At 61.6% G+C, this 12,484-nt stretch carries 12 protein-coding genes; 7 read left to right on the forward strand and 5 right to left on the reverse strand.

Features of this window, described 5'->3' with window-relative positions:
* A partial coding sequence (locus EJD88_RS07290; protein ID WP_158877464.1) for an integrase core domain-containing protein occupies positions 1-218 on the forward strand: 218 nt, incomplete at its 5' end.
* Between the two features lie 68 nt (positions 219-286).
* On the opposite strand, the gene prpF is transcribed toward EJD88_RS07290, so the two are convergent.
* The 5 genes from prpF to EJD88_RS07315 all read right to left on the reverse strand — a co-directional run bounded on the left by prpF (position 287) and on the right by EJD88_RS07315 (position 7,047).
* Positions 287-1,477 (reverse strand): 2-methylaconitate cis-trans isomerase PrpF, encoded by a 1,191-nt coding sequence (gene prpF, locus EJD88_RS07295; RefSeq protein ID WP_158877466.1) that lies wholly within the window; start codon positions 1,475-1,477, stop codon positions 287-289.
* A gap of 10 nt (positions 1,478-1,487) precedes the next feature.
* Entirely contained in the window at positions 1,488-4,082 is a 2,595-nt protein-coding gene (gene acnD / locus EJD88_RS07300; RefSeq protein ID WP_112196460.1) for a Fe/S-dependent 2-methylisocitrate dehydratase AcnD, read from the reverse strand.
* Between the two features lie 195 nt (positions 4,083-4,277).
* Complete coding sequence (prpC, locus tag EJD88_RS07305) at positions 4,278-5,405, reverse strand: 2-methylcitrate synthase (protein WP_158877468.1); 1,128 nt, start codon at positions 5,403-5,405, stop codon at positions 4,278-4,280.
* Between the two features lie 41 nt (positions 5,406-5,446).
* Positions 5,447-6,340, reverse strand: a complete 894-nt coding sequence (prpB, locus tag EJD88_RS07310) for a methylisocitrate lyase (protein ID WP_099582716.1) — start codon at positions 6,338-6,340, stop codon at positions 5,447-5,449.
* Positions 6,337-7,047, reverse strand: a complete 711-nt coding sequence (locus EJD88_RS07315) for a GntR family transcriptional regulator (RefSeq protein WP_099582717.1) — start codon at positions 7,045-7,047, stop codon at positions 6,337-6,339. Before EJD88_RS07315 ends, prpB begins: the two co-directional genes overlap by 4 nt.
* 272 nt (positions 7,048-7,319) lie before the next feature.
* Between EJD88_RS07315 and EJD88_RS07320 the strand changes: the two genes are divergently transcribed.
* From EJD88_RS07320 to EJD88_RS07345, 6 genes are all read left to right on the forward strand, one after another.
* The gene (locus EJD88_RS07320; protein WP_099582718.1) at positions 7,320-7,853 is read left to right on the forward strand and encodes an ATP-dependent zinc protease; all 534 of its coding nucleotides are present in this window, start codon (positions 7,320-7,322) and stop codon (positions 7,851-7,853) included.
* A 5-nt stretch (positions 7,854-7,858) separates the two neighbouring features.
* A complete protein-coding gene (locus tag EJD88_RS07325) occupies positions 7,859-9,391 on the forward strand; it encodes an inactive transglutaminase family protein (protein ID WP_099582719.1) in 1,533 nt (510 codons plus the stop codon).
* On the forward strand, positions 9,391-10,377 hold the full coding sequence (locus EJD88_RS07330; RefSeq protein WP_032887562.1) for an alpha-L-glutamate ligase-like protein: 987 nt from the start codon (positions 9,391-9,393) through the stop codon (positions 10,375-10,377). The genes EJD88_RS07325 and EJD88_RS07330 overlap by 1 nt, the downstream gene beginning before the upstream one ends.
* A 99-nt stretch (positions 10,378-10,476) precedes the next feature.
* On the forward strand, positions 10,477-11,820 hold the full coding sequence (gene pabB, locus EJD88_RS07335; RefSeq protein WP_158877470.1) for an aminodeoxychorismate synthase component I: 1,344 nt from the start codon (positions 10,477-10,479) through the stop codon (positions 11,818-11,820).
* Positions 11,821-11,843: 23 nt separating this feature from the next.
* On the forward strand, positions 11,844-12,125 hold the full coding sequence (locus tag EJD88_RS07340; RefSeq protein ID WP_256673549.1) for a type II toxin-antitoxin system HigB family toxin: 282 nt from the start codon (positions 11,844-11,846) through the stop codon (positions 12,123-12,125).
* Complete coding sequence (locus EJD88_RS07345; RefSeq protein ID WP_099582721.1) at positions 12,125-12,481, forward strand: type II toxin-antitoxin system HigA family antitoxin; 357 nt, start codon at positions 12,125-12,127, stop codon at positions 12,479-12,481. The genes EJD88_RS07340 and EJD88_RS07345 overlap by 1 nt, the downstream gene beginning before the upstream one ends.
* Positions 12,482-12,484: the final 3 nt, after the last annotated feature.

The raw sequence follows: 12,484 nt of genomic DNA on the forward strand, positions 1-12,484 counted from the left end.
GGCAAAGCATGAGCCGTAAAGGCGAGTGCTGGGATAACGCCCCGATGGAGCGTTTCTTTGGCAGTTTGAAATCAGAGTGGGTGCCTGAAACGGGCTACAAACTGGAACATGAGGCCCGAGCAGACGTACAGCGCTATGTCTCTCGCTACAACATCAGCAGGCCTCACAGCTATAACGACTACCGGTCGCCGGTCATGAAGGAAAGGTTGGCGGCGTGAACCGTAATCAGTGTCCAAGATTACTTGACCAGTTCAAGCCCCCTCCCATATTGGATGTGTGCAGGGTTTTAGAAGGCGTCGCCGGGTACGCGCACGAAGCCTTCCATCAACACCCGCGCACTGCGACTCATGATGGCTTTCTTCACCACCCATTCGCCGTTCACTTGGGTAGCTTCGGCACCCACGCGCAACGTGCCCGACGGATGCCCGAAGCGCACCGCATTACGCTCAATGCCGCCTGCGGCGAGGTTGACCAGGGTTCCGGAAATCGCCGCCGCGGTGCCAATCGCCACCGCCGCCGTGCCCATCATCGCGTGATGCAGCTTGCCCATGGACAGTGCGCGCACCAGCAGGTCCACATCGCCAGCCTTGATCGCTTTGCCGCTGGACGCCACGTAATCCGCAGGTTTGGCCACAAACGCGACCTTTGGCGTGTGCTGGCGCTGGGCGGCTTCGTCCAGGTGTTTGATCAGGCCCATGCGCAGTGCGCCATACGCCCGCACGGTCTCGAACATGGCCAGGGCCTTGGGGTCGCCGTTGATCGCGCCTTGCAGCTCGGTGCCGGTGTAACCGAGGTCTTCGGCGTTGATGAAGATCGTCGGGATACCGGCATTGATCAGCGTGGCCTTGAAGGTGCCGACACCGGGCACTTCAAGGTCGTCTATCAGGTTGCCGGTGGGGAACATCGAGCCACCGCCGCCCTCTTCTTCTGCCGCCGGGTCCAGGAATTCCAACTGCACTTCCGCGGCCGGGAAGGTCACGCCGTCCAGGTCGAAGTCGCCGGTTTCCTGCACTGCGCCGTCGGTAATCGGTACGTGGGCAATGATGGTCTTGCCGATATTGGCCTGCCACACCCGCACCACGGCCACGCCGTTGTGCGGGACGCGGGCCGGATCGACCAGCCCGGCGCTGACGGCGAACGAGCCCACCGCCGCCGACAGGTTGCCGCAGTTACCGCTCCAGTCGACAAAGGGCTTGTCGATGGAGACCTGGCCAAACAGGTAGTCCACGTCGTGGTCGGCGCGGGTGCTTTTGGCCAGGATCACGCTTTTACTGGTGCTCGACGTGGCGCCGCCCATGCCGTCGATCTGTTTGTCGTAGGGGTCGGGGCTGCCGATCACCCGCAGCAGCAAGGCATCGCGTGCCGCGCCCGGTACCTGCGCCGAGGCGGGCAGGTCCCGGAGGCTGAAAAATACGCCCTTGCTGGTGCCGCCACGCATGTAGGTGGCGGGGATCTTGATTTGCGGTGCGTGTGCCATGGTCGTCCTCTTAAGCCGTCGCCGCCGATTCCAGGAAGTCCTGGGCAAAACGTTGCAACACGCCGCCCGCCTCGTAGATCGACACTTCTTCGGCGGTGTCCAGGCGGCAGGTCACCGGCACTTCGACACGTTCGCCATTCTTGCGGTTGATCACCAGGGTCAGTTGCGCACGCGGGGTGCGCTCGCCGACCACGTCATAGGTTTCGCTGCCGTCGATGTGCAAGGTGTGACGGTCGGTGCCCGGCAAAAACTCCAGGGGCAACACGCCCATGCCCACCAGGTTGGTGCGGTGGATGCGCTCAAAGCCTTCGGCGGCAATCGCCTCCACACCGGCCAGGCGCACGCCCTTGGCCGCCCAGTCGCGGGACGAGCCCTGGCCGTAGTCGGCGCCGGCGATGATGATCAGCGGTTGCTTGCGTTCCATGTAGGTTTCGATGGCTTCCCACATGCGCGTAACCTTGCCTTCAGGCTCGATGCGCGCCAGGGAACCCTGCTTGACCTTGCCGTTTTCCACGACCATTTCGTTGAACAGTTTCGGGTTGGCGAACGTTGCGCGTTGCGCGGTCAAGTGGTCGCCCCTGTGAGTCGCGTAGGAGTTGAAGTCGACTTCCGGCAGGCCCATCTTCGCGAGGTATTCGCCGGCGGCGCTGTCGAGCATGATCGCGTTGGACGGCGACAGGTGGTCGGTGGTGATGTTGTCCGGCAGCACCGCCAGCGGGCGCATGCCCTTGAGCGGACGCGCCCCGGCCAGCGCGCCTTCCCAGTACGGCGGGCGACGGATGTAAGTGCTTTGCGGGCGCCAGTCGTACAGCGGCGCGACTTTGGGGCCGGTGTCTTCGTGGATGGCGAACATGGGGATATACACGGCGCGGAACTGCTCCGGCTTGACCGAAGCCTTGACCACGGCGTCGATTTCTTCGTCGCTCGGCCAGATGTCCTGCAGGCGGATTTCCTTGCCGTCGGCGTCGAGGCCGAGCACGTCCTTCTCGATGTCGAAACGGATGGTGCCGGCAATCGCGTAGGCCACCACCAACGGCGGCGAGGCAAGGAACGCTTGCTTGGCGTAGGGATGAATACGCCCGTCGAAGTTACGGTTGCCCGAGAGCACGGCGGTGGCGTAGAGGTCGCGGTCGATGATCTCTTGCTGGATCACCGGGTCGAGCGCGCCGGACATGCCGTTGCAGGTGGTGCAAGCAAACGCCACCACGCCGAAACCGAGCTGATCCAGTTCATGCCCGAGGCCGGCCTCTTCCAGGTACATCGCCACGGTTTTCGAACCGGGCGCCAACGAGGACTTGACCCACGGCTTGCGCTTGAGCCCCAGTTTGTTGGCATTGCGCGCCAACAGGCCGGCGGCGATCACGTTGCGCGGGTTGCTGGTGTTAGTGCAACTGGTGATGGCGGCGATGATCACCGCGCCATCGGGCATTTGCCCTGGCACGTCATCCCATTGCCCACTGATGCCTTGGGCCGCCAGGTCGCGGGTGGCAACACGGGCGTGAGGGTTGCTCGGGCCGGCCATGTTGCGCACGACGCTGGACAGGTCGAAGGTCAGGCCGCGCTCGTATTGCGCGCCTTTCAGGTCGTCAGCCCACAAACCCGTGTGGCGGGCGTATTGCTCGACGAGCGCAACCTGTTCGTCTTCACGGCCGGTAAGTTTCAGGTAGGCGATGGTTTGCTGGTCGATATAGAACATCGCCGCCGTGGCGCCGTATTCCGGGGCCATGTTGGAGATGGTCGCACGGTCGCCCAAGGTCAGGGCTGAGGCACCTTCGCCGAAAAACTCCAGCCAGGCGCCGACGACTTTCTGTTTGCGCAGGAATTCGGTCAGCGCCAGCACCATATCGGTGGCGGTGATGCCCGGCAGCAGCTTGCCCGTCAGCTCGACACCGACACTTTCCGGCAGGCGCATCCACGAGGCGCGGCCGAGCATCACGCTCTCCGCTTCCAGGCCGCCAACGCCAATGGCGATCACACCCAACGCATCCACGTGGGGCGTATGGCTGTCGGTGCCGACGCAGGTATCAGGGAACGCCACGCCGTCGCGCACCTGGATCACCGGAGACATTTTCTCCAGGTTGATCTGGTGCATGATGCCGTTGCCCGGCGGGATCACGTCGACGTTCTTGAAGGCCTTTTTGGTCCACTCGATAAAGTGGAAACGGTCTTCGTTGCGACGGTCTTCGATGGCGCGGTTTTTCTCGAACGCATCGGGGTCAAAACCACCGGCTTCGACGGCCAGGGAGTGGTCGACGATCAGTTGGGTCGGCACCACCGGGTTGACCTGCGCCGGGTCGCCGCCTTGCAGGGCGATGGCATCGCGCAGGCCGGCGAGGTCCACGAGGGCGGTCTGGCCGAGGATGTCATGGCACACCACGCGCGCCGGGAACCAGGGAAAGTCGAGGTCGCGCTTGCGTTCGATCAACTGGCTCAGGGACGCGTCGAGGGTGGCCGGGTCGCAACGGCGCACCAAATTCTCGGCGAGTACGCGGGAGGTGTAGGGCAAGGTGGCGTAGGCGCCGGGGGTGATGGCTTCGACGGCCGCTCGGGCATCGAAGAAATCCAGGCGGCTGCCGGGGAGCGGTTTGCGGAATTCAGTGTTCATCGTCAGGACTCGGTCACGGTAGTTGCAAAAAGGAAGACCTGCGCCGATCCGAGGCTGGAATGGAATCAAAATGTGGGAGGGGGCTTGCCCCCGATGGCGGTGTATCAGTTGATACATGTGTTGAATGACACACTGCTATCGGGGGCAAGCCCCCTCCCACTTTTGAGCTCATTCCAACCCTGGAATCGCCGGTCTTCAGCGACGTTCGATTGGCACGAACTTGCGCTGCTCTACGCCGGTGTACTCGGCGCTTGGACGGATGATGCGGTTGTTGGCGCGCTGCTCGAACACATGCGCGGCCCAGCCGGTGAGGCGTGAACAGACGAAGATCGGCGTGAACAGCTTGGTCGGGATGCCCATGAAGTGGTACGCCGAGGCATGGTAGAAGTCGGCGTTGGGGAACAGTTTCTTCTGCTCCCACATGGTCTTGTCGATTGCTTCGGAGACCGGGAACAGCACCGTGTCGCCCACTTCATCGGCGAGCTTTTTCGCCCAGCCCTTGATCACTTCATTGCGCGGGTCGTTGTCTTTGTAGATCGCATGGCCAAAGCCCATGATCTTGTCTTTGCGCGCCAGCATGCCGAGGGTGCCTTCCACCGCCTCTTCGGCGGAGGAGAAGCGCTCGATCATTTCCATCGCCGCCTCGTTGGCGCCGCCGTGCAGCGGGCCACGCAGGGAGCCGATGGCGGCGGTGACGCAGGAGTAGAGGTCGGACAGGGTCGAGGCACACACGCGGGCGGTGAAGGTCGAGGCGTTGAATTCGTGCTCGGCGTAAAGGATCAGCGACACGTTCATGACCTTTTCATGCAGCTCGCTCGGCTTCTTGCCGTGCAGCAGGTGCAGGAAGTGGCCACCGATGCTCGGTTCGTCGGTCACGCAGTCGATGCGCTTGCCGTCGTGGCTGAAGCGGTACCAGTAGCACATGATCGCCGGGAAGGCGGCGAGCAGGCGGTCGGTGACATCGCGCTGCACACTGAAGTCTTTCTCGGGTTCGATATTGCCCAGGAACGAGCAACCGGTGCGCATCACGTCCATCGGGTGGGCGTCGGCGGGGATGCGTTCCAGCACTTCTTTCAGGGCCTGGGGCAGGTCGCGCAGCGTGCTCAGCTTTTTGCTGTAGGCGGCCAGTTCGGCCTGGGTCGGCAGTTCGCCGTACAGCAGCAGGTAGGCAACTTCTTCAAACTGCGCATCGGCGGCCAGTTCACGCACGTCGTAGCCGCGATAGGTCAGGCCGGCACCGGCCTGGCCCACGGTGGACAATGCAGTCTGCCCGGCTACCTGACCACGCAGGCCGGCACCACTCAATACTTTTGCTTCAGCCATGTTCGTTCTCCAATCTTGTAGTTATTCAGGGAGGCCGTTCGTTACTTTTTCGCGGCGAACAGCGCGTCGAGCTTCTGCTCGAAGGTGTGGTAGTCGATGCGGTCGTAAAGCTCCATGCGGGTTTGCATGGTGTCGATCACGTTCTGTTGGGTGCCGTCGCGACGGATCGCGGTGTAGACGTTCTCGGCGGCTTTGTTCATGGCGCGGAAGGCCGAGAGCGGGTACAGCACCAGGGAAACATCGGCAGATTTCAACTGTTCGGTGGTGTACAGCGGGGTCGAACCGAATTCAGTGATGTTGGCCAGGATCGGCGCTTTCACCCGGGCGGCAAACAGCTTGTACATCTCCAGTTCGGTGATGGCCTCCGGGAACACCATGTCGGCGCCGGCCTCGATACAGGCGGCGGCGCGCTCCAGCGCGGACTCCAGGCCTTCGACGGCCAGGGCGTCGGTGCGTGCCATGATCACGAAGCTGTCATCAGTGCGCGCATCCACGGCGGCCTTGATGCGGTCGACCATTTCCTGCTGGGACACGATTTCTTTGTTCGGGCGATGACCGCAGCGCTTGGCACCGACCTGGTCTTCGATATGAATAGCAGCGGCGCCGAACTTGATCATCGACTTGACGGTGCGCGCCACGTTGAACGCCGACGAGCCGAAACCGGTGTCCACGTCCACCAGCAGCGGCAGGTCACACACGTCGGTGATGCGGCGTACGTCGGTGAGCACGTCGTCCAGGCCGGTGATGCCCAGGTCAGGCACGCCCAGGGAGCCGGCCGCAACGCCGCCGCCCGACAGATAAATCGCCTTGAAGCCCGCACGCTTGGCCAGCAGCGCATGGTTGGCGTTGATTGCGCCGACGACCTGCAACGGCTGTTCGCTGGCGACCGCGTCACGGAAACGCTGGCCGGGTGTGCTTTTATTATTCGAACTCATGACTCACCTCTATCAGGGGCACCGTCCGGGAAGTGACGGGCAATGTTGCGTTTGGACGCGCCGATATGACGGCGCATCAGCAGTTCGGCCAGTTCACCGTCGCGATCGGCAATCGCATCAAGAATGCGGTGGTGCTCGGCAAAGGCCTGGCGTGGACGATTGGGAGTGGCGGAGAACTGGATGCGGTACATGCGCACCAACTGGTACAGCTCGCCGCAGAGCATTTGGGTCAGGGTGCGGTTACCGGCGCCTTGAATGATCCGGTAATGAAAATCGAAGTCGCCTTCCTGCTGGTAATAGCCGACACCGGCCTGGAACGCGGCATCCCGTTCGTGGGTGTGCAGCACCTGGCGCAATTCTTCGATTTCAGCGTCAGTCATGCGCTCGGCGGCCAGGCGGCAGGCCATGCCTTCCAGGGACTCGCGGATCTCATACAGCTCGACCAGCTCGGCGTGGCTCAAGGACACCACTCTAGCGCCGACGTGAGGCACGCGGACCAGCAGGCGCTGGCCTTCCAGGCGATGGATCGCCTCGCGCAACGGGCCACGGCTGATGCCGTAGGTGCGCGCCAGCTCAGGCTCGGAAATCTTGCTGCCGGGGGCAATCTCACCCTTGACGATGGCGGCCTGGATGCGCCGGAAGACGTTCTCGGACATGGTCTGGGAATCGTCCTGCGCCACCACCGGCGTTTGCAGCTGATCCAGCATATTGTCGACACCTTTAAAAGCAATGTGGCAAAAACTAGCTAATCAGACCCGCATAGTCAAAGAATAAATCCACATTGTCGACAATCGTCTAATAACCACGGCTAACCTCTCTCAAGGCATGGCCGCCTGCCAGCGCTGGCGCCAAAAAAGCATCATGTTAGAATGCCCGCCGAATTTGCCTGACATCATTGGATGAAACGGCGCACGAGGGAGCTTGCGCAGTAATGCCAGTCGCCTTGAATTGAACATCGCACTGCATCGCCTCAGGATCTATGAGACTCAAGCCCTTTTCCCTGTTTTGCCTACTGTTCGTACCGGGCCTTGGCGTTGCCGCCGAGAAGACCGTGTATGGCCTCAACGAATACGCCCAATTGGCTGGCATCAACCTGGAAGTCGCCGCCAAGCTGGACACCGGCGCCAAGACCGCCTCCCTCAGCGCCCGCGATATCAAGCGTTTCAAGCGCAACGGCGAATCCTGGGTGCGTTTCTACCTGGCGATCGACACCGCCCATTCCCACCCCATCGAACGTCCCCTGGCCCGCGTCAGCAAGATCAAGCGCCGTGCCGGCGATTACGATCCCGATGAGGACAAGAACTACACCGCCCGACCAGTGATTGCCCTGGATATCTGCATGGGCACCGCTTTACGCAGCATCGAAGTGAACTTGACTGACCGCAGCGCATTCCAATACCCGCTGCTGATCGGCTCCGAAGCGTTGAAACGCTTTGATGCGCTGGTCGACCCCAGTCTTAAATACGCAGCAGGCAAACCCGCCTGCGCCGCCGACGCTCATACCGCCGAGTAAACCGAATGCGCTCTCTTACCCTGCACCTGAAAATCCTGATCGCCATCCTGGTGGTGCTGGGTATTTCGGTCACCGCCTACCAGATCTTCGTGCTGGGCATTCCTGTCACCGAGGACGCCACCGACGACCTGTGGAACATCGACGCCAAGGTCGAGTTCGTCGCCAACCCGAAGGACCCGGTAAAGATCCAGATGTTCGTGCCACCGTTGAGCCGCGACTTTGTCAGCCTCAATGAGAGTTTTATCTCGAATAACTACGGGGTGAGCGTCAACCGTACCGACGGCAACCGCAAGGTCACCTGGTCTGCCCGCCGGGCCAAGGGCAACCAGACCCTGTATTACCGCCTGGTGCTGACCAAGCGTTACAGCGGCGAAAAAACCAAGATCAAGGGCCCGACCTTCCGCGACAGCATTGCCGTGGAAGGCCCGGAAAAGATCGCCGCCGAAGCCCTGCTGGCGCCGATCCGCCAGCACTCGGCCGACGTCGAAACCTTTATTACCGAAGCCATCAAGCGCACCAACAACCTCAACGACGACAATGTGAAGCTGCTGCTGGCGGGCGACCCTTCCGTACCGCACAAGGCCAAGATCGTCGAGTTGCTGCTGTCGATAGCCCATGTGCCGGTGGAAAAGGTCCACACCATCCGCCTGGTCGCCGACCAGCCGCAATCCCCGGAACTGTGGCTGCGCAGCTTCAATGGCAATGACTGGCTGTACTTCAATCCGGAAACCGGCGAACAGGGCCTGCCCACCGACCGCCTGCTGTGGTGGACCGGCGATGAAAACCTGATCACGGTCGACGGCGGCAAGAAGGCCATGGTGACGTTCAGTCTGAACAACAGCGAAATGAACGCAATTCGCCTGGCCAAGCTGACCGACGAGAACACCGACGCCAACTTCCTCGAATACTCGTTGTACGGCCTGCCGCTGCAAACCCAGCAGACCTTCATGATCATGGTGATGATCCCGATTGGCGTGCTGGTGATTCTGATCCTGCGCAACTTGATCGGCCTGCAGACCCTGGGCACGTTCACGCCGGTGCTGATTGCCCTGGCGTTCCGCGAAACGCAGCTGGGCTTCGGGATTGTGCTGTTTACGATCATCACGGCGCTGGGGCTGTCGCTGCGGTCCTACCTGGAACACTTGAAGTTGCAGATGCTGCCGAGACTGTCGGTGGTGCTGACGTTCGTGGTGGTGCTTATCGCGGCCATCAGCCTGTTCAGCCATAAACTCGGCCTGGAACGCGGGCTGTCGGTGGCGCTGTTCCCGATGGTGATCCTGACCATGACCATCGAACGCCTGTCGATCACCTGGGAAGAGCGCGGGGCCAACCATGCGCTCAAGGTGGCGATTGGTACGTTGTTCGCTGCTTCCCTGGCGCACCTGATCATGAGCGTGCCCGAGCTGGTGTACTTCGTGTTCACCTTCCCCGCGATCCTTTTGATCCTGGTGGGCTTCATGCTGGCCATGGGTCGTTATCGCGGCTACCGCCTGACCGAGTTGGTGCGTTTCAAGGCGTTCTTGAAGGCTGACTCATAATGTTCGGCTTCTGGAAGACCTGGAAAGCCCTGGAAGCGCGGGGAATCATGGGCATCAACCGGCGTAATGCCGACTACGTGCTCAAGTACAACAAACGCAGCCTGTACCCGATCGTGGATGACAAGATCATCACCAAGGAACGGGCGATCGCTGCCGGCATCCACGTGCCGGAAATGTACGGGGTGATCTCGACCGAAAAAGAAATCGACAAGCTCGATGAAATTATCGGCGGGCGCAGCGACTTCGTGATCAAGCCGGCCCAGGGCGCGGGCGGCGACGGTATTCTCGTGGTAGCCGACCGTTTCGAAGGGCGCTATCGCACGGTGTCCGGCAAGATCATCAGCCATGAGGAAATCGAACATCAGATTTCCAGCATCCTCACCGGCCTGTATTCCCTGGGCGGCCACCGCGACCGTGCGCTGATCGAGTACCGCGTGGTGCCCGACCAGATCTTCAAGAGCATCAGTTACGAAGGCGTGCCGGATATCCGCATCATTGTGCTGATGGGCTACCCGGTGATGGCCATGTTGCGCTTGCCGACCCGCCAATCCGGCGGCAAGGCCAACCTGCACCAGGGCGCGATTGGCGTCGGTGTGGACCTGGCCACCGGCCTGACCCTGCGCGGCACCTGGCTGAACAACATCATCACCAAACACCCCGATACCACCAATGCGGTGGATGGCGTGCAACTGCCCAACTGGGACGGTTTCATGAAACTGGCCGCTGGCTGTTACGAGCTGTGCGGGCTGGGCTATATCGGTGTGGACATGGTGCTGGATCAGGAAAAAGGCCCGCTGATCCTCGAACTGAATGCGCGGCCAGGGCTGAACATCCAGATCGCCAACGACTGCGGCCTGACCTTGCGCACCCACGCGGTAGAAGCACGACTGGAAGCGCTGAAAGCCGCCGGCGTGACGGAAACCCCGGAAGAGCGAGTCAAGTTCGTGCAGGAAATGTTTGGGCATATTCCCCCTGTAGAGGGCTGATCCAGCCTTCAATCTGTCTATCCCCGACATCCCCCCTAGGAGCAAGCCCTACGGGGGACTACAATCCCCTCCCCCGCGCCTTGGCTGATCCACCCTCGCATGTCGACCTGTTCCGTACACCCGCTGCCCTATCGGGCCAACCCCGCCGAGTACTTTGCGGCGATTCGCCATGCCCCCGGCGCGGTGCTGCTCGACAGCGGTCGACCGGCGGCCGAACGCGGTCGTTATGACCTGCTCAGCGCCTGGCCTGAGGCGACTCTGGCGGTGGATCCTGACGAAAGCGGCAGCCACTTCCTACAGCGGTTACGGAAAAACCTTTCACAGCTGGGTGAGGCGAGATTGCCCGACGGCTACGAGTTGCCGTTTGCCGGCGGCTTGATCGGCTACCTGAGCTACGACTTTGGCCGACACTTGGAACAGCTGCCCGATCTGGCCGTGGATGATTTGCACCTGCCGGATGCGCGTTTCGGGCTGTATGCCTGGGCACTGATCAGTGATCACTCGGCGCAGACCAGCCAACTGGTATTTCACCCGGCGCTGGCCGATAGCGAACGGCAGCGGCTGATCACCTTGTTCAGCGGTGACGTTGCCGCCGCCCCTGCACGCTTCACATTGCAGGGCCCCATGGCAGCGGATCTCAGCGTCGCGGCTTACCGCCTGGCCATTGAACGCATCCAGGACTACATCCAGGCCGGCGACTGCTATCAGGTCAACTTCGCCCAGCGTTTTCGCGCACCGTGCAGCGGTGATCCCTGGGTCGCCTATTGCGCCCTGCGCGAAGCCTGCCCGACGCCCTTCTCCGGGTTCCAGAGCCTGCCGAATAACGGCGCGGTAGTGAGCCTGTCACCCGAGCGTTTCGTGCGTATCAGTGAACGCCAGGTCGAAACCCGCCCGATCAAAGGCACCCGCCCCCGCGGAGCCACGCCTGAAGAAGACGCTGCCCACGCCACCGAACTGCTGGCCAGCCCCAAGGATCGCGCCGAAAACCTGATGATCGTCGACCTGCTGCGCAATGACCTCGGCCGCACCTGCCGCACCGGCTCGGTGAGCGTGCCGGAGTTGTTCAGCTTGGAAAGCTACCCCAACGTGCACCACCTGGTGAGCAGCGTGATCGGCGAATTGGCCGACGACAAAGACGCCCTCGACCTGATCGCCGGCAGCTTCCCCGGCGGCTCCATCACCGGCGCGCCGAAGATTCGCGCCATGCAGATCATCGACGAACTGGAACCGACCCGACGCGGTTTGTATTGCGGTTCGCTGGTGTACCTGGACGTGCGCGGCGAGATGGACAGCTCCATTGCCATCCGCAGTTTGCTGGTCAAGGACGGCCAGGTGTGCTGCTGGGGCGGCGGTGGGATCGTGGCGGATTCCGAGTGGGAGGCGGAGTATCAGGAGTCGCTGACGAAGGTGCGGGTTTTGTTACACACTTTGGAAAGCCTGTAGTACACAGCTGCTTCCTGGATCACATGAAGCGACTGCGTATTCGTCAGGAATTATTTCCGAGATTGCATCTCCACGCCACCACCTCCAATATCTCCCAAAACGGGAGGACCACTTATCCCACGCCACAAGCACTGAAGGCAGAGCTCAGGACAGCGAGCATCCTCAAAGGCGGCAGGGTTGTATTCAACGTCGGCGGCAACAAGTATCGAGTGATCATGGCGATCGATTATCAGCGACAACTTGGGTTCATCCGTTTCGTGGGGACCCATGCGCAGTACGACCAGATCAATGCGGAGACCGTGTAATGAACATCAAGCCCATACATTCCCAGGAAGACCTGACGGCTGCGCTCGCACGGGTGGAGCAGCTCTGGGGGGCGCAGATCGGCTCGCCAGAGGGTGACGAGCTGGAGATTCTTGCCGTACTCATTGAAAAGTACGAAGCGGAACATTTTCCAATGCCACCTTCTGATCCGGTGGAAGCCATTCGGTTTCGCATGGAGCAGCTCGGCATGACGGCTCGCGACCTGGAGCCATTCATCGGCACCAGCGGACGAGTGTCAGAGGTGTTGAACCATAAGCGCAAGCTCAGCCTGTCGATGATCAAGCGGCTGCATGAAGGCTTGAGCATTCCTTACGAGCGGTTGCTGGCAGAGGGATAAGCG

Origin of the sequence: Pseudomonas sp. PB105 (assembly GCF_009764655.1) — a bacterium.
Lineage (GTDB): Bacteria > Pseudomonadota > Gammaproteobacteria > Pseudomonadales > Pseudomonadaceae > Aquipseudomonas > Aquipseudomonas cyclaminis.

Bases quoted from the DNA above. Each gene is read 5' to 3' on its own strand.
- prpF (WP_158877466.1), bottom strand. From the start codon at position 1,477: ATGGCACACGCACCGCAAATCAAGATCCCCGCCACCTACATGCGTGGC.
- acnD (WP_112196460.1), bottom strand. From the start codon at position 4,082: ATGAACACTGAATTCCGCAAACCGCTCCCCGGCAGCCGCCTGGATTTC.
- prpC (WP_158877468.1), bottom strand. From the start codon at position 5,405: ATGGCTGAAGCAAAAGTATTGAGTGGTGCCGGCCTGCGTGGTCAGGTA.
- prpB (WP_099582716.1), bottom strand. From the start codon at position 6,340: ATGAGTTCGAATAATAAAAGCACACCCGGCCAGCGTTTCCGTGACGCG.
- EJD88_RS07315 (WP_099582717.1), bottom strand. From the start codon at position 7,047: ATGCTGGATCAGCTGCAAACGCCGGTGGTGGCGCAGGACGATTCCCAG.
- EJD88_RS07320 (WP_099582718.1), top strand. From the start codon at position 7,320: ATGAGACTCAAGCCCTTTTCCCTGTTTTGCCTACTGTTCGTACCGGGC.
- EJD88_RS07325 (WP_099582719.1), top strand. From the start codon at position 7,859: ATGCGCTCTCTTACCCTGCACCTGAAAATCCTGATCGCCATCCTGGTG.
- EJD88_RS07330 (WP_032887562.1), top strand. From the start codon at position 9,391: ATGTTCGGCTTCTGGAAGACCTGGAAAGCCCTGGAAGCGCGGGGAATC.
- pabB (WP_158877470.1), top strand. From the start codon at position 10,477: ATGTCGACCTGTTCCGTACACCCGCTGCCCTATCGGGCCAACCCCGCC.
- EJD88_RS07340 (WP_256673549.1), top strand. From the start codon at position 11,844: ATGAAGCGACTGCGTATTCGTCAGGAATTATTTCCGAGATTGCATCTC.
- EJD88_RS07345 (WP_099582721.1), top strand. From the start codon at position 12,125: ATGAACATCAAGCCCATACATTCCCAGGAAGACCTGACGGCTGCGCTC.